Origin of the sequence: Methyloversatilis sp., assembly GCF_030696805.1 — a bacterium.
GTDB lineage: Bacteria > Pseudomonadota > Gammaproteobacteria > Burkholderiales > Rhodocyclaceae > Methyloversatilis.
This window is the reverse complement of sequence record NZ_JAUYRO010000037.1, coordinates 65,566-82,206: the sequence shown is the minus strand read 5'-3', so window position 1 is coordinate 82,206 and position 16,641 is coordinate 65,566. Positions and strand designations below refer to the sequence as shown.

Here is a 16,641-nt window from a genome sequence, read left to right as displayed (position 1 = left end):
GCCACGACCGGCAGGAATATGGAAACAGCCCGGATGATAGCGGCAAGTATCGTCCTCATGACCTACGACACGCTGCGCATCCGGTTTGCGGGTGTTCAAGGCGTTTGCAAGCGCCTAGACTGCCGACGTCGCCCGAAAGCCTTTCCTGCACGGACGTTCGTGATGCCGCGCAGGCCCCGTGGAGCACACCATGAGCAACGTCGCCTCGTGCATCGGCATCAATGACGGTCCGGTCACCGGCGTGGCCCCTCGCGCCTGCAGGTGTGCCGGCGCCGTGAATGTGCGCTGCATCGTCTTCATATCCCGCGCTGCGAATTGAGCCCATCCCATGGCACGTCTTTTCATTTCGTATCGACGCAAGGACAGCAGCGGCTACGCGCAGACGCTGCACGAAGACGTGCTGCAGGCCTTTCCCGGAATGGAGGTTTTTCGCGACCTCGAAAGCATCGCCGCCGGTGAGGACTTCGTCGACGCCATCGAGCGCGAACTCGACCGCTGCAACGTCGTGCTCGTGCTGGTCGGACCGCACTGGCTGTCGATGACCGACGCCCAGGGCAAGCGCCGGCTCGACAATCCGAATGACCCGGTACGCATGGAAATTGCCCGCGCACTGACGCGGCGCGGCGTGCGCGTCATACCCGTGCTGGTTGGCGGCGCGACCATGCCCGACGCGGCTGAACTGCCGGACGAGCTGTCGGCGCTGGGCCGGCGCAACGCGCACGAAATGACCGACAAGCGCTGGCAGTACGACTTCGGCGAACTGTGCGGCGTGCTCGAAAAGCTGCCCGGCATGCCGATGCGCAGCACGGCGACGGACAGCGCGACCCACTCCACCTCGGACCGGAGCGCCACCGGAGACGACGACCTGCCGCTGCCGGAAAGCTTCAGGAAGCCGGTCGGCCGTGTCATCGGTGCCGCGCGCAAGTTCGTCTGGGGGGTCGGGATTTTTTTCACCTTCATCCTCGTCGTCGCGGTATTCGTCGGCGAGGAGGAAACGACTCCCCAACCCGCACCGGCGCCTGCCCCGTTCGTCGCCGATGACCCGGCTCCAGCGCCTGTGGCACCGGTTGCAGTCGCCACCCTGCCCGCACCCGCCGCTCCAGTGCCGGAGCCGGAGCCCGAGCGCGACCTGACCGGCAACTGGACCATGGTCGACGCGCAGGGCGAGCGCATTCCGTTGACGCTGACCCGCCAGGGCAACGACCTGACTTTGCGCAGCCCGCGCATCAATGTCACGCAGCATCCGGTGTGGCAGGTGTACAACGCCGTGCTGATCCAGACCTACGGCCAGGGCGTGACCGATGTTCATTTCGAAGGTGCGGGCGACGTGTACGAGCGCGACGTGAATTTTGCGCTGAACATCTTTGCCAACGGCAACGTGATGATCAACACCGGCAGCCTCAGCCTGCGCGTCGCCAACAGCAGCACGATGACCGGCACGCTGCGCTACAACAGTGGCGAAACGTCGGTCGTCACCGTATCGCGGTCATCCGGGGCGGCCGCGAACTGAGCGCCTGGCAACGGCTGGGGCGCGACACAAGAACAACAGCAGGAGGTCAGGACAATGAAACAGTCGAAATACGAGCGTTTCAGCATCCGCGCGCGCAAGGGTGTGGCGGTCAGCCCGCCATCCGGATCGGAGGTGACGTTCACACCGCTGGGCGCAGTGCAACCCGGCGGCAGTCGCGCCGCGGCGACGGCCGAACCGACCGTCATACCGGCTGATGCGATCGCCCGTGTCACGCTCGACAATGGCTTCGAGCTGTGGATACGCGCCGACGACCTGATGCAGGAGGCGGGATCGAAGGCCGAAACGCGCAGCGATGGCGAAGTGCTGTGGGATATCGGCGACCTGAACGCAGACACCCCGGGCAGCCGCGGGCTGGGCAGTGCGCTCGGTCTGGCGACCCGGGTGATCGAATTCTTCGGCATCGACATCAAGGACAAGGCGCAGGAATTCGTCGCCCGCCGGCTTGGCGCGCGCTTCGAGCGGAAAATCCTCGGGCGTGAGCCGGGGCTGTATCGCTGCGACATCGAGAACGCTGCGCTCGGCGCGAAGATCGACCGGGTCGAGGCGACGGACGACAAGCCGCTGCTGGTGTTCCTGCATGGCACGGCATCGAGCTTCGATGGCAGTTTCGGCAAGCTGGCGGCTGACGACAATCCGCGCGGCACCATCGCCTGTGCGCGGCTGGCAAGTGTCTATGGCGAAGGCATCCATGCCTTCGAACACCGTACATTGACTGTGAGCCCGATCCAGAACGCGCTCGAACTTGCCGAATCGCTGCCGCAGGGCGCCACGCTGCATCTGGTCAGCCACTCTCGCGGTGGCTTGGTCGGCGAGCTGCTGTGTCTGGGGCAACGTGTGCGCAGCAGCGACCCGCTGCGCGCCGAAGTATTGAAGCGGCTGTTCGTCGGAGACGTGTCGATCGCCCAGCAGCTGAACATCGAACCGCTCGACGAAGCCGGCGAAAAACGGCTGAAGGAAGACTACGCCGCCGACCGCGACGCGCTGCTGAAGCTGGCCGAAGTGCTGGATGCGAAGCAGCTCCGGATCACGCGCTTCGTGCGCGTCGCCTGCCCGGCCATGGGCACCACGCTCGCCTCCGGCCGGCTGGACCGCTGGTTTTCGCTGCTGCTCAACGCCAGCCGCATCGCCGGTCTGCAGCAGGTGCCGCTGGTACCCGAAGCGCTTGACTTCATGGCCGCCGTGCTGCGCGAACGCACCGACCCGCGCGTGCTCCCCGGGCTGGAAGCGATGATGCCCGGATCGGCCGTCGTGCGCCTGCTGAACCACCCGGAAACCCGCACCGAGTCGGATCTGACGGTGATCGCCGGCGACATCGAGCGTGGTCACTCCATCCTGTCGGCCCTGAAGGTGTTCGTGACCGACTGGTTCTACAAGGGCGAACACGATCTCGTGGTGAACACCGGATCGATGTTCGGCGGCATCAAGCGCCCGGAACACGGCGCCCGGCAGCAGATGGACAAGGGCGATGCGGTCGATCACTTCAGCTATTTCCACAACGCCCGCTCGACAGACTGGCTGCTGCAGGGTCTGACCCGCGCCGACGGCTCGGACGCGGGCTTTCGGCCGATCAGCGAGCGGCCGCCGACACCGCCGGCCTGGCGCAGCGCGATTGCCCGCAGCCGTGCCGGCGGGCTGCCGAAACCGCTGGCGGTCGTGCTGCCCGGCACCATGGGCAGCTCGCTGAAGGCAGATGGCGATCGCGTCTGGCTGAACTACAGATCGCTGGCGTTCGGCGGGCTGGAAAAGATCGGCATCGACGCGGCACAGATCGAGGTCGATGGCCTGATCGACAGTTTCTACGCACCACTGCTGATGCATCTCGCGCAGACCCACCGGGTCGAGTTCTTCGCCTACGACTGGCGCAATTCGGTGCAGGCGGCGGCCGCGCAGCTGGCCGAACAGCTCACGCTGTGGCTGCCAGACCTGCAGGCGCAGCAGCAGCCGCTGCATATCGTGGCGCATTCGATGGGCGGTCTCGTGGTGCGCGCGATGATGGCCGACCGCAAGGGTGGCGAAGTTTGGCGGCGCATCTGCGAGTTGCCGAACAGTCGCCTGCTGATGCTGGGTACGCCCAATCATGGCTCGCACGAGGCGGTGCGCTGGCTGACCGGTCGCAACCCGACGCAGTTCAAGCTGATGCTGCTCGATCTGCTGAACAGCCGCGACGGCATCATCGACATCGTCCGGCGCTACCCCGGTCTGGTCGAATTGCTGCCCTTCCCTGCCGACGGAACAGCGCTGCGCTATGACGACCCTGCCGTGTGGGCCGGCCTGCGTGAAGGTCTCGGCGAGCGCTGGAAGCTGGCCGATGAAGGTGTGCTGCGTGGCGCACGCCGCACCTGGGACGCGCTGGCCGGCGCGGTCGATGCGCAGCACATGATCTATGTCGCCGGCGTGCAGCCGGAAACCGTGTGCGGCCACGAACTGATCGACGACGACGGCGCCTTCCGGTTCAACCGCCGCAAGCTGGTGTTTCCGCACACGCCGGAGGGCGACGGCACGGTCACCTGGGCGTCCGGCCGCCTGCCCGGCGTGCCGATGTATTTCGCCGAGGACACCGCGCACGACGCACTGTGTTCATACGACTTCGGCCGCAAGACCTTCGCCGGCTACACCGATCTGCTGCTGAAGGGCTCGACCACGCGACTGCCGCGCAGCATGGGCACGGCGCGCGGTGCACGTGCGGCGGGCGCAGGCGGCTCGCACAGCGCGTCGGCCCCCGTCCTCGATTCGATCCCGACGGCAGCCGAAGTCGAGCGTCTGGGATTCGGCCCCGGCAGTCCGCTGCCTTCCGGGGAACCAGCCCTGCCAGGCCTCGAGGTACAGCTCACCCATGGCGACCTTAGCTACGTCAGGCATCCGCTGATGGTGGGCCACTATCTGGGCGACAGCATCGTCAGCGCCGAACGGGCACTCGACAAGCAGCTCACGCGTCCCGGCGAGCAGGCCGGACCGCTGACACAGCGCATGGATCTGGGCCTGTATCCAGGGCAGATCGGCAGCAGTGCGCTGTTCTACAACGACACGCCCGAAGCGCGTCCGGTCGCGGCCATCATCGTGGGTCTGGGCGAACTGGGCTCGCTGTCGCCCGGGCGGCTCGAATCCACGGTATCGGACGCACTGCTGACCTACTGCTTCGAACTGGTGCAGATGCCGGAGGCGAAACGTCCGATGCGCGCTGCCGACATGCGTTCGATGGGGCTCAGTACCGTATTGATCGGCAGCGGCGCCGGCGGCATGACCTTGCGCGATTCGATCGAGGCGCTGCTGCGCGCGGTCGTGAGTACCAACCGCCGGCTGATCGATGCGGGGCTGGGTGACCGCGTCTACCTGTCGAAACTGCAGCTGATCGAATTGTTCCAGGACGTGACCATCAATGCCGCCGATGCACTGGATGACGTGCTGGCGTCGGTCGACTTCGGCGCCGACGTGCGCTGGCCGGAACAGACCGTGCATGCCGGCGACGGCGGTCGCCGGCGGGTCAGCTTCGACAGCGACGGCGACTGGTGGCACCGGCTGGAAATCAGCACCGACCCGGAAGACACGCGGCTGCGCTTCGTATCGTCGACCAACCGCGCGCGCGCCGAGGAAACCATCGGTCTGGGCCAGCTTTCGCTGGCCGGCAAGTTCATCGAGCGTGCCTGCACGCAACCGGGCCGCAATCGCGAAGCGGCACGCACGCTGTTCGACATGCTGCTGCCCAACCGGCTCAAGGAGCTGGCGCCGGACAACAACAACCTGCTGCTGGTGCTCGATGAAAAATCGGCTGCCTATCCATGGGAGTTGCTGGAAGATCGCTGGGCGACCAATCCGCTGCCGCCGGCCGCCCGCAGCGGCCTGCTGCGCACCCTCAAGACATCCGAGTTCCGGGCGCAACCGGTGCACGGTACCGAGCTGTCGGCGCTGGTCATTGGTCATCCCGATCTGGAAGGCTGGGACAAGTTCATCGACCTGCCGGGCGCACGCGACGAAGCGCAGCACGTTGCCGGATGCCTGACCGAACTGGGCTACCAGACCGACGCCTGCATCGACGCCACCCATACCGACATTCTCGAAAGCCTGCACCGGCGTCGCTGGCGCATCCTGCATCTGGCGGGTCATGGCGAACATGACTATCGGGTCGCAGACGACCGGAGCCGGTCAGGGTCAGCCGGAGGCAAGCTGCTGTCGGGCATGGTGATCGGCCGCGGCGTGCTGCTGACGCCGGGCGACATAGAACAGATGCGTTACGTGCCGGAGCTGGTGTTCATCAACTGCTGTCACCTTGGCAAGACACGCTCGCTGGACAAGCAGGCCTTCCCGGCGCTGGCTGCCAATCTGGGCGTGCAGTTCATCCGCATGGGCGTGAAGGCGGTGGTGGCGGCCGGCTGGGCGGTCGATGACGATGCCGCCAAGACCTTCGCCGCCACGTTCTACCAGCGCATGCTGGCCGGCGACAGCTTCGGCGAGTCCGTGCGGGCGGCGCGCCGCGCCTGCGTTCAGCAGCATCCGCAGTCGAACACCTTTGGCGCCTACCAGTGCTACGGCGACCCGGGCTTTCGCCTGCTGCGCGCGCAGGGCGGCGGTTCGCGTTCGACCGCCCGACCGGCCGGTCCGCTGCATTCGCATGCCGAACTGGTGAGCAATCTCGACAACCTGCGCGAATCGGTGCGCATGCAGTCGTCCGCGACCGACGTCGGGTGGCTGCAGGGCACCGTCGACGCCCTGTTCGACCGCGTGCCCGACGCCGCACGCGAAAAGTGGCTGGCCCGCGCCGACGTGCGTGCAGCGCTCGGTTTTCTGTGGGGCGAGGTCGGTGACTACGCGCGGGCGATCGAACATCTCGACGCGGCGCTGTCTGCCAGCAAGGGCGATTGCCCGATCCGCGTGGTCGAGCAATGCGCCAATTTCCGCGTCCGGCTGGCTGGACGACGCTGGTCGGAATCGCTCGCCGGTGGCGTGCCGGACGAAGCCCTGCGCACGTCGCTGCGCACCTCGATCATCGCAGCAATCATGGAGCTGGACCTGCTGATCCAGCGTGCCCGAACGCCGGAGCGCCTGAACATGATGGGTGCCGCGTGCAAGCGGCTTGCGCTGGTGACCACGGCGCAGGAGCGCCAGGAATCGCTGGTCAATATGGCGACCTACTACCGCGACGCCCTCGAAATGGATGGCCGCAGCAGCGCCTACCCGTTCGTGAACAGTGCGCTGGCCGACCTGCTTGCCACGGCTGGCGACCCGGATTACACACCACTGTGGCCACGCGACGCGCTGCTCAGCGAGGCGGAACGCATCCGCGTCGCCTGCGAGGCCGAGTATTGCGACGAACCGGGCCTGTGGTTGGCGACCGGCATCGCAGATTGCCGCCTGCTGTCGATGATTGCCGAAGCACTGCCGGCGCCCCCCGACAAGCCCGCCGGAAAGCGGTCACGGGCGCCGGCCCGCAAACCGGCGAAGCGCACGCCAGCCCGTGATGACGCCGTCGAAGCAAGATTCGACCGCGTGCTGAGCGAGTATCTGAACGCCTTCCGTCGCGGCGCCAGCCCGCGCGAACGCGCGTCGATCGCCGAGAACTTCGATTTCCTGGTCGCGCTGCTCGATGGTCCGGATGCTGCGCCGTCGGTGCGCAGTGACGAAAGCGGACTCAGGCCGGTGATTGCGGCACTGATCACCATGCGCAACCGCTTCCGGGAGCTGTCATGAGTGACCGCGATCAGGCAAAGGTGGCGCTCGGCGCGCTGCACATCGCTGGCTGCCAGCCGCGTGACAAGGTGTCGCCGCATTTCCGGCTGTACGAACTGACCCGCTCCGACATCGCATCGCGCCAGTGCATTCCGAACACCTTTCCATCCGACACCGAATTCCGCGCCGCGGTACATCTGGCGCGCGAGGTGCTCGAGCCGGTGCGGGCGAAGTTCGGCAGCTTTTCGCCGAACAGCGTGTTCCGCAGCCAGGCCCTCGAACGCGCCCTGAAACGCAAGCCGTCGAGCTGGGTCAGCAGCAGCCAGCATGCGCGCGGTGAAGCGTGCGACATCGAAATCGTCGGTGTTGCCACGATCGCGCTGGCCGAATGGGTGGCGGAGCACGTCAAGGTATTCGACCAGATCATCTGCGAGTGCTACGACCCGGCCAAGGGCCCGAATTCGGGCTGGGTGCACGTGTCGCTCCGCGCCCCGGGCGGCGCGCCGAACCGTCGGCAACTGTTGAGCTATGTGCGTGATCCGCGCTCCGGCGCCTACTGTTACGTACCGGGACTGACCAGCGATACGGCATGATGCGGCGGATCGAACCTGCTTTCCTGCCGCACCGCTCGCCATGACCACTTTCCTGTTCAGCGGTCACGTGATGGACCGTCCCGACCGCGAAGCGCCGCGCTTTCCACCGGCGATGGAGCCCGGCGCGGCGGCGGCGATCGCTGCCGCGCTGGACCGCCATGGCGCCGCTGCCGGCGACATCGCCTTCAGTCAGGCGGCGTCCGGTGGCGACCTGCTGTTCCTTGAAGCGTGCGTCGAACGCAGCGTGAGACGCCACATCCTGCTGCCGTTCGATACCGCCACCTTCGAACAGACCTCGGTCAGGCCGTCGCTGCATGGCGAACGCTGGGTCGAACGCTATCGCCGCGCACTTGCCGCACCCGGCGCAACAGTGCAGGAAATGTCGGCGGCGCTGGGCCCGCTGGCCGATGGCCGCGACCCGTATGAAGCATGCAATGTGTGGCTGATCGATCAAGCGCTCGCGCACGCGGACGGCGCGCTGTGTTTCATCTGTCTGTGGAATGGCGACGGTCCCGAGGGCCCGGGCGGTACGGCGCACATGGTGGCCGAGGTCAGCAGGCACGGCGGGCTGATCGAGCACGTCGACACGCGCCTGCTCGTCTGACGTGGAGCCGCGAATCCGGGCTGACGCAAGGGAAACAAGCGGGAACATTTCCCGGTGGCCTTCGCATTAGCATGCAAGCCCTGCCCTGACCGGATTACCCGCATGAGTCTGCGCATCAGACTCACCCTCATCATCGCGTCACTGATGACCTTGCTGGTCGTTGCCGACAGCGTACGCAGGTTGTACGACGCCCACGATGACGCAGTCGCCGAGATGGAGTCGGTGGCCCGGCTTGCGCACGCGCTACTGCCCAGCGCACTGTCGCCGCCGCCGGTCGGCGTCACCGCCGAAGCCCTCCTTGCCAGCATCCAGCTCACCCGCGAACTGAGCAGTCTGCGCCACCTGACAGTGGAAGTGCGGGCGGCGAGCGGACAGCTCATCCTCAGCTCGCGCAGCGGCCCGCAACAATCGGCGCCCTTTGCGCTGGGCTGGATGGGCGAGCGCCTGCGCAGCCGCTCGCCGCTGCGCAAGGACATTCGGGTGGGCCAGCAGGTCATCGGCTACTACTGGCTGGTGCCTTATGCGGACGATGAATTGCGCGAAATCTGGGACGACTACATCAAGCAGACATCGATGGTTGCGGCGATCGGCCTGATCGCCTGCCTGATGGTGTTCTGGGCGGTCGGCCGTGCGCTGCATCCGCTGGGCAGCGTGATGCGCGCGCTGTCGGCGATCGGCGAAGGGCGACTCGATGCACGGCTGGAAAATGTCGGCCCGGGTGATCTGGCCCCGCTTTCCGAATCGTTCAACAGCATGGCGTCCACGCTGGAAGCGGCGGTCGATGAACGCGCGCGCCTGTTGCGCAAGCTGATCACGCACGAAGAAGAGATCCGGCATGCGCTGGCGCGTGACCTGCACGATGAGCTGAGCCCGTATCTGGTGGCGATCCACCCGCATGCGCGACTGCTGGCGGACGCCTGCGATGGCCGGCCGGAACTGGCAGAACATCGCGAGTCGGCGCACTGGATGTCGGAACAGGTCGGCCACATGCTGCGCCTCGTGCGCAATCTGCTCGAACACCTGCGCCCGCCCGACATCGAAGAGCTCGGCCTGGGGCACGCGCTGCGCGAACTGGGCAAGCAGCGCAGCCGCTGTGCCGATGCGGCTCAGGTGAGTTTCGATCTGCACGAGGACCTGGGTCAGCTGTCGGCGATGCACGACATCACGCTTTACCGCATCGTGCAGGAGTGCATGACCAATACCGTCAAGCATGCGCGCTGTACCCGCATCGACATCCGGCTCGACATCGATCCCGGTGCCGGCCGGGTATCGCTTCGCGTACGCGATGACGGTGAGCCGCGACCGCACGCCACACCCGATAGCGGTTTCGGTCTGGTCGGCATGCGCGAACGCGCACTGGCGCTGGGCGGCGATTGTCGCGCCGGCCCGCGCCCCGAGGGTGGCTGGCAGGTCGACGCCTGGCTGCCGCTGAAAACTTCGCTACAGGAAAAAACATGAGCCTTCACAGCCCAATCCGCGTTCTGCTCGTCGACGACCATGCCGTCGTGCGCGCCGGCTACCGTCGCTTTCTTGAACACAACCGGGCAATGGAGGTGGTCGGCGAAGCGGGTACCTCGGACGAGGCCTATCAGCTGTTCCGCATGCTCAAGCCTGATGTGGTGGTCATGGACATTTCACTACCCGGTGCCAGCGGCATCGAAGCGACGCGCCGCATGCTGGCGCTGGACAACCGCGCCCGCGTGCTCATGTTCTCGATGCATGCGCAACCTGCGTTTGCGCGCCAGGCGCTGGAAGCCGGCGCGATCGGCTTCCTGACCAAGGACACCGAACCCGAGGCGCTGGTGCAGGCCGTGCTTGCCGCGGCGCAGGGGCGGCGCACGCTCAGCCCCCGTGTGGCGGAGCAGCTCGCGCTGGACAATGTGATGCCGGACGAAAAGCGGCTCGACGTGCTGACACCGCGTGAATTCGAAATCTGCCGTCTGCTGCTGGCCGGCATGTCGGTCGATGAAATCGCCGACGCGCTCAAGCTCAGCCCGAAAACGATATCGAACCGCATGAGCGAAATCCGCCAGAAGCTCGACGTGCGCAGCGATGTCGAACTGGTGCGCCTGGCCACTGCCGCCGGACTGGTGCCGTGGGCGGCGCGGCCGGACGCCGCGGGCGATTTCGGTCAGTGATGGGTCAACAAGTCTGGCGCTGACGCACCTGTTCGAACAGACAGACGGTCGCCGCCATGGCCACGTTCAGCGATTCGGCTGCACCCGGCATCGGAATCCGTATCGCGTCGGTGGCCAGTGCGCTGAGCGCTGGCGACAGACCGGCGCCTTCATTGCCGAACAGCCATGCGACCGGTCCGCGCAGGTCCAGTGCATAGGGTGAAGTCTGCGCATCAAGTCGCGTGGCGACGACCTTGCCGGTGAAATGTCGGAGCGACTCGGCCACATCGCAGTGTTCCCGGATGCGCAGGCTGAAATGGGCGCCCTGCCCGGCGCGCAGCACCTTCGGGCTCCAGGCCTGCGCGCAGCCGGTGGTCAGCAACACGTCCGCGACACCGGTCGCCCACGCGGCGCGCAGCAGCGTGCCGAGGTTGCCGCTGTCCTGCACCGCATCGAGTACCAGACAGTCACCGGTCAAGCGGCCGGCCGCGTCGGCAGGAATGTCGATGAGGCCGAGCAATCCTGTCGGCGTGTCGGTGGGGCTCAGTTCGTCGAACAGGCCATCCGCCAGCAACAGCACCGCGTCGCCGTGCTCGGCCAGCAGCGCCGACACGTCGGCATGATGCAGGGCGCGTTCGGCGACGATGGCGAGCGACGGGCGGTGCCCGGCGTCCAGCGCACTGCGGAACAGGTGCAGGCCGTCAATCAGCGTGCTTGCGGTGTCGCGACGCTCGCGCGACGACGTGGCGAGTTTGCGCAGTTGCTTGAAGTGCGGGTTGTCGCGCGACTGGATGTGCTTCATCAGGCGACCAGCCAGCGTCCCAGCGTCGCAGTCGCTATGGTCACGAAGCCCAGCACGGTATTGAAGCCGACCAGCTTGCGGATCTGCGCCAGCGCGGCGCCGCCGGCCGGCCAGTCGGCTGCATCCACCGCACGCAAAAGTCGCCTGTACGGCGCAAAAAAGACGTGCGTGAAAACCGCCATCATGATCAGGCCTGCAGCCAGCATCAGATGCCAGTGCAGCGGTGCGTCCTTCATTCCGACCGCCAGCATCATGATCAGTCCACTGGCCAGAATGACTGCAACGGCCGCCCACACCCACGGGAAGAAGCGTCCGAACACCGCGCGCCACAAGCGCAGCCTGGCCGGCGGTTCAAGCTGTATCGCCGCGACCGGGCGCAGGCAGACATAGGCGAAGAACATGCCGCCGACCCAGACGGTGACGGCGGCAATATGGAGGAACAGCAACAGCGGTGTGGGCGTCATGGCAGCGGATTCCGGTAACCGTCCGCCGCGGCATGGCGCCGCGGTCGGCCGGTCGACATCTTACCGCCGTCGGTCCGTGGCGCCGGGGGGTCAGGCTGCGGCGGCCGCTTCCGGCGCCGAATGGCGGATCAGATGATCGAACGCGCTGATCGCTGCCTTCGAGCCTTCACCCATGGCGATGATGATCTGCTTGTATGGCACGGTGGTTACGTCACCGGCCGCGAACACGCCCGGAATCGACGTTTCACAACGCGCATCGATGTCGATCTCGCCATACTTGGTCAGCGTCATCGACGAACCCTTCAACCATTCGGTGTTCGGCACCAGACCGATCTGGATGAATACACCTTCCAGATCGACATGATTCGGTTCGCCGCTCGTGCGATCGACGTAATTCAGGCCATTGACCTTCTTGCCGTCGCCGACGATGTCCTTCGTCTGCGCATGCGTGATGACCTTTACGTTCGGCAGGCTGTGCAGCTTGCGCTGCAGCACGGCGTCGGCGCGCAGTTGCTTGTCGAATTCGATCAACGTCACATGACCGACCACGCCGGCGAGATCGATGGCAGCCTCGACGCCCGAATTGCCGCCGCCGATCACTGCCACGTTCTTGCCCTTGAACAGCGGGCCGTCGCAGTGCGGGCAGTAAGCCACGCCGTGATTGCGGTATTCGCGTTCGCCCGGCACATTGATTTCGCGCCAGCGCGCGCCGGTCGACAGGATGACCGAGCGGCTCTTCAGCGTGGCGCCGCTGGCCAGCGTCAAATGGATGTAACCATCGCCCGAGTCGGCTGCCGGCACGAGTTTTTCGACCCGCTGCAGATTCATCACGTCAATGTCGTAGGCCTTCACGTGCTCTTCCAGCGCGGCGACCAGCTTCGGACCTTCGGTTTCTTTGACCGAAATGAAGTTCTCGATGCCCAGCGTGTCCATCACCTGACCGCCGAATCGCTCGGCGACCAGCCCGGTGCGGATGCCCTTGCGCGCTGCGTAGATCGCCGCCGCCGCACCGGCCGGTCCGCCGCCGACGACCAGCACGTCAAACGGTGCGCGGGCCGATACCTTTTCGGCTTCGCGCTCGGCGACCCGGGTGTCCAGTTTCGGCAGGATTTCCTCGATCGTCATCCGCCCCTGCCCGAAGTGCTGGCCGTTCAGGAAAATCATCGGCACCGCCATGATCTGGCGCTCTTCGACTTCCTTCTGGAACAGCGCACCGTCGATCGTGACCGCGCTGACGCGCGGGTTCAGCACCGCCATCAGGTTGAGCGCCTGCACCACATCCGGGCAGTTGTGGCAGGACAGGCTCATGAAAACTTCAAAGTGGAAGTCGGCGTCGAGCGCCTTGATCTGATCGATCACTTCTTGTTCCACCCTGGGCGGATGGCCGCCGGCCTGCAGCAGTGCCAGCACCAGCGACGTGAATTCATGGCCGAGCGGAATGGCCGCGAAGCGCAGGTGCATGTCGCCGCCCTTGCGATTGATCGAAAACGAGGGCTTGCGCTCGGCGCTGTCACGATCTTCGATCACCGCAATCTTGTCTGAAAGTGCCGCGATGTCGGCAAGCAGGCCGTGCAATTCGCGCGAGGCGGCGCTGTCATCAAGCGACGCCGTCAGCTCTATCGGGTATTGCAGCTTCTCGAGGTAGGCCTTCAACTGAGCCTTGAGGGTGTCGTCAAGCATGGTGTTCTCGGCTTTCGAAACGGATGATGCAAAAACGGAACGCCCGGGTCGGGCGCAGCAGGCACCTGACCCGGGCGTTCATGCGGCGTGGTGTGCGCTCAGATCTTGCCGACCAGGTCCAGCGACGGCGTCAGCGCTTCGGCGCCTTCCTTCCACTTGGCCGGGCAGACCTGACCCGGATGGCTGGCGACGAACTGGGCAGCCTTGAGCTTGCGCAGGGTTTCGTTCATGTCGCGAGCGATCGCGTTGTCATGGATTTCAGCGGTCTTGATCACACCGTCCGGATTGATGACGAACGTGCCGCGCAGTGCGAGGCCTTCCGAATCGATATGCACGCCGAACGCACGGGTCAGCTGGTGCGTCGGATCGCCAACCAGCGGGAACTGGGCCTTGCCGACAGCCGGCGAGGTTTCATGCCACACCTGGTGCGAAAAATGGGTATCCGTGGTGACGATGTAGATTTCGGCGCCGGCCTTCTGGAACTCGGCGTAGTTGTTGGCTGCGTCCTCGACTTCGGTCGGGCAGTTGAAGGTGAATGCAGCAGGCATGAACACGAGGACCGACCACTTGCCCTTGAGGCTTTCGTCGGTGACGGTAACAAACTTGCCGTTGTGGAATGCGTTCGCGCTGAAGGGCTGGACGGTGGTGTTAACTATGCTCATCTCGGAGTCCTCTTTGGTGGTGGGGTGGGAATCGCAATCATATTGCGAAATCGACGCTTTGTTTAGACTTGTTCTAAGAAAGTTCCCTGGAATCGGGAAACAGGTGTGCCGAACGTCGCGTGAACGCGACCAGCGACAGCATGACCGGTACTTCAACCAGCACGCCCACAACGGTCGCAAGTGCGGCGCCCGAATGCAGGCCGAACAGCGAAATGGCCACTGCAACCGCCAATTCGAAAAAGTTCGAGGTGCCGATCAGACAGGCGGGCGCGGCGATCGGATAGGGCAGCCGGATCATGCGTGCGACGATGAAGGTGATGGCAAAAATGCCGTAGGTCTGCAGAATGAGCGGCACGGCAATGAGCGCGATCACGAAAGGCTGGGCAATGATGGTTTCCGCCTGAAAGCCGAACAGCAACACGACCGTTGCCAGAAGGCCGACGATGGACCACGGCTTGAGCAGCGCCACGAAATGAGCAACCTTCTCGCCGCCACCGAGCATGCGCCGCGTCAGCACGCCGGCCACCAGCGGCAGCACGACATAGAGCACTGTGGCCAGGAGCAGCGTTTCCCAGGGCACGGCCACATCGGTCACACCGAGCAGGAAGGCCGCAATGGGCGCGAACGCGAACACCATGACCAGATCATTCACCGACACCTGCACCAGTGTGTAGGCCGGATCGCCCTTCGTCAGCTGGCTCCACACGAACACCATCGCCGTGCACGGCGCGACGCCGAGCAGGATCATGCCGGCGATGTACTCGGTCGCCGATTGCGGATCGACCCAGGGCGCAAAAAGATAGCGGAAAAACAGCACGCCGAGCGCCGCCATCGTGAAGGGCTTGACCAGCCAGTTGATCACCAGTGTCAGTATCAAGCCCTGCGGCCGGCGACCGACGTCGCGCACCGCCGCAAAGTCGATCTGGATCATCATCGGGTAGATCATCACCCAGATGAGCACCGCGACCACCAGATTGACGTGTGCGAATTCCAGCGCCGCAATTGCCTCGAAGGCGCCCGGCGCCAGCAGGCCGAGGCCCACGCCCGCCGCTATGCATGACGCCACCCAGACGCTCAGCCAACGTTCGAACAATCCCATGGCGTGGCCTCAGCGATCGGCCAGACTGCGCGCGGTCTGTTCGAGGCGAAGCGCGTCCAGACGTTCGGCCGGCAATGCGACCAGTATCTCGAGTCGGCGGCGGATCAATGTCATCGTGTCGCGGAAGGCCATCAGCCTTGCCGCGTCCGGACCGGTGGTGGCGGACGGATCGGCATAGCCCCAGTGGGCGGTCGCCGGATGCCCCGGCCACACAGGGCAGATTTCGCCGGCTGCGCTGTCGCACACCGTGATGATCAGATCCATCTCCGGCGCACCGGGTACGGCGAATGTGTCCCAGTTCTTGCTGCACACGCCGGTCGTATCCACGCCCGCTTCGGCCAGCGCCTGCAGCGCAAATGGATTCACCCGACCGGACGGCTGGCTGCCGGCCGAAAACGCGCGGAAACGCCCGGCGCCCAGATGGTTCAGCAGGCATTCGGCGAGCACACTGCGCGCCGAATTGTGGGTGCACAGGAACAGCACGTTCAGTGGCGAACCCATTTCAGCAGCACCCGGAAGCGGACGATTTGACGCCGATGGCCAACGGTTTGCCGCGCGTGACGGGCGCCTTGGGCGCACAGCAGGCTGACGCCGCTTCAGTGCCCACCGCAGCCGGTGCTTCGTTGAACACCGGAATGTCACCCAGCGTATGAAAGTGTTCCCACGCAATGCCCTGCGGGTCGGTGATCCAGTGCTTTTCGCTGCGCGCGTAACAGCAGCTGGTAGCGCCTTCGTCCAGCAGCGCCATGTCGGCCGCTTCGGCGCTCGCCTTCATCGCTGCCAGTTCGGCCGGATCGTCGGTCTGGATGCCCAGATGATCGATGCCTGGCTGGCTGCCACGGGTGGAAATCGCGAAATTGACCGGCGGATCTTCAAGCATCCATTTGGCGTAGTCCGCCTCGTGGCGCGCCGGTTGCGTGGAAAAAAGCCGGTTGTAGAAGGCGATGCTCCGATCGAGATCGTCGACGTGCAGGTGGACGTGAAAGCGCTTCATGGCGGACTCCGTTCAGCAGGTTTTGCAGACAGGCGCTACCGGTTCGGCACAGGATGCGCCGCGGCAGCAGTTTTCGGTCAGATAGCCGAGCAGCGCGTTCATCTGCGCATAATCGGCGCGATAGATCAGGTGACGGCCCTCGCGCGTCGGCTCGATCAGCCCGGCTTGACTCAGTTCCTTGAGGTGGAAGGACAGTGTGGTCGGTGCGATATCCAGCGCATCGCCCAGCGCACCGGGCGTCATGCCGTCAGGTCCGGCGACGACGAGGGCGCGAAACACGCGCAGGCGAATTTCCTGCGCCAGCGCCGACAGGGAGCGGATGACCTTCTGTTCTTCCATAATTCAATAATACTTGAATTATTAAACTGAACAAGACGCCGGTGCCAGGCAGACGCTGCGTCCGGTTGAATCCGGTCGTACCATCACGTTCAGCC

14 protein-coding genes are annotated in these 16,641 nt (G+C 65.4%); 6 read left to right on the top strand and 8 right to left on the bottom strand.

The features are described 5' to 3' along the window. The first annotated feature begins 328 nt into the window (after positions 1–328). From Q8R75_RS05615 to Q8R75_RS05590, 6 genes are all read left to right on the top strand, one after another. Complete coding sequence (locus Q8R75_RS05615; RefSeq protein ID WP_305611517.1) at positions 329–1,510, top strand: toll/interleukin-1 receptor domain-containing protein; 1,182 nt, start codon at positions 329–331, stop codon at positions 1,508–1,510. A gap of 54 nt (positions 1,511–1,564) precedes the next feature. After that, positions 1,565–7,213 (top strand): CHAT domain-containing protein, encoded by a 5,649-nt coding sequence (locus Q8R75_RS05610; RefSeq protein WP_305611518.1) that lies wholly within the window; start codon positions 1,565–1,567, stop codon positions 7,211–7,213. Then, entirely contained in the window at positions 7,210–7,785 is a 576-nt protein-coding gene (locus Q8R75_RS05605; protein WP_305611519.1) for a D-Ala-D-Ala carboxypeptidase family metallohydrolase, read from the top strand. Before Q8R75_RS05610 ends, Q8R75_RS05605 begins: the two co-directional genes overlap by 4 nt. Before the next feature lie 40 nt (positions 7,786–7,825). After that, the gene (locus tag Q8R75_RS05600) at positions 7,826–8,389 is read left to right on the top strand and encodes a hypothetical protein (protein ID WP_305611520.1); all 564 of its coding nucleotides are present in this window, start codon (positions 7,826–7,828) and stop codon (positions 8,387–8,389) included. A gap of 102 nt (positions 8,390–8,491) precedes the next feature. Beyond that, complete coding sequence (locus tag Q8R75_RS05595; RefSeq protein ID WP_305611521.1) at positions 8,492–9,847, top strand: ATP-binding protein; 1,356 nt, start codon at positions 8,492–8,494, stop codon at positions 9,845–9,847. Further along, positions 9,844–10,527 (top strand): response regulator transcription factor, encoded by a 684-nt coding sequence (locus tag Q8R75_RS05590; protein WP_257093392.1) that lies wholly within the window; start codon positions 9,844–9,846, stop codon positions 10,525–10,527. Before Q8R75_RS05595 ends, Q8R75_RS05590 begins: the two co-directional genes overlap by 4 nt. Positions 10,528–10,531: 4 nt before the next feature. Here Q8R75_RS05590 and Q8R75_RS05585 read toward each other — a convergent pair whose 3' ends face one another. The 8 genes from Q8R75_RS05585 to Q8R75_RS05550 all read right to left on the bottom strand — a co-directional run bounded on the left by Q8R75_RS05585 (position 10,532) and on the right by Q8R75_RS05550 (position 16,546). Then, positions 10,532–11,308 (bottom strand): RNA methyltransferase, encoded by a 777-nt coding sequence (locus Q8R75_RS05585; protein WP_305611522.1) that lies wholly within the window; start codon positions 11,306–11,308, stop codon positions 10,532–10,534. Then, a complete protein-coding gene (locus tag Q8R75_RS05580; RefSeq protein ID WP_305611523.1) occupies positions 11,308–11,772 on the bottom strand; it encodes a CopD family protein in 465 nt (154 codons plus the stop codon). The genes Q8R75_RS05585 and Q8R75_RS05580 overlap by 1 nt, the downstream gene beginning before the upstream one ends. Positions 11,773–11,862: 90 nt before the next feature. Beyond that, positions 11,863–13,452, bottom strand: coding sequence for an alkyl hydroperoxide reductase subunit F (gene ahpF, locus Q8R75_RS05575; protein WP_305626353.1), 1,590 nt, complete (start codon positions 13,450–13,452; stop codon positions 11,863–11,865). A gap of 98 nt (positions 13,453–13,550) precedes the next feature. Continuing rightward, positions 13,551–14,114 carry an alkyl hydroperoxide reductase subunit C gene (ahpC, locus tag Q8R75_RS05570; RefSeq protein ID WP_305663537.1) on the bottom strand — a complete coding sequence of 188 codons (564 nt, stop codon included), beginning with the start codon at positions 14,112–14,114 and terminating at the stop codon, positions 13,551–13,553. A 73-nt stretch (positions 14,115–14,187) separates the two neighbouring features. Continuing rightward, positions 14,188–15,213 carry an ACR3 family arsenite efflux transporter gene (arsB, locus tag Q8R75_RS05565; RefSeq protein WP_305612236.1) on the bottom strand — a complete coding sequence of 342 codons (1,026 nt, stop codon included), beginning with the start codon at positions 15,211–15,213 and terminating at the stop codon, positions 14,188–14,190. Positions 15,214–15,222: 9 nt separating this feature from the next. Continuing rightward, positions 15,223–15,714: an arsenate reductase ArsC gene (locus Q8R75_RS05560; protein WP_305612234.1), complete on the bottom strand. Its 492-nt coding sequence runs from the start codon at positions 15,712–15,714 to the stop codon at positions 15,223–15,225. Between the two features lies 1 nt (position 15,715). Further along, complete coding sequence (locus Q8R75_RS05555) at positions 15,716–16,207, bottom strand: ArsI/CadI family heavy metal resistance metalloenzyme (RefSeq protein WP_305612232.1); 492 nt, start codon at positions 16,205–16,207, stop codon at positions 15,716–15,718. 12 nt (positions 16,208–16,219) lie between these two features. Then, positions 16,220–16,546 carry a helix-turn-helix domain-containing protein gene (locus Q8R75_RS05550; protein ID WP_305612231.1) on the bottom strand — a complete coding sequence of 109 codons (327 nt, stop codon included), beginning with the start codon at positions 16,544–16,546 and terminating at the stop codon, positions 16,220–16,222. Positions 16,547–16,641: the final 95 nt, after the last annotated feature.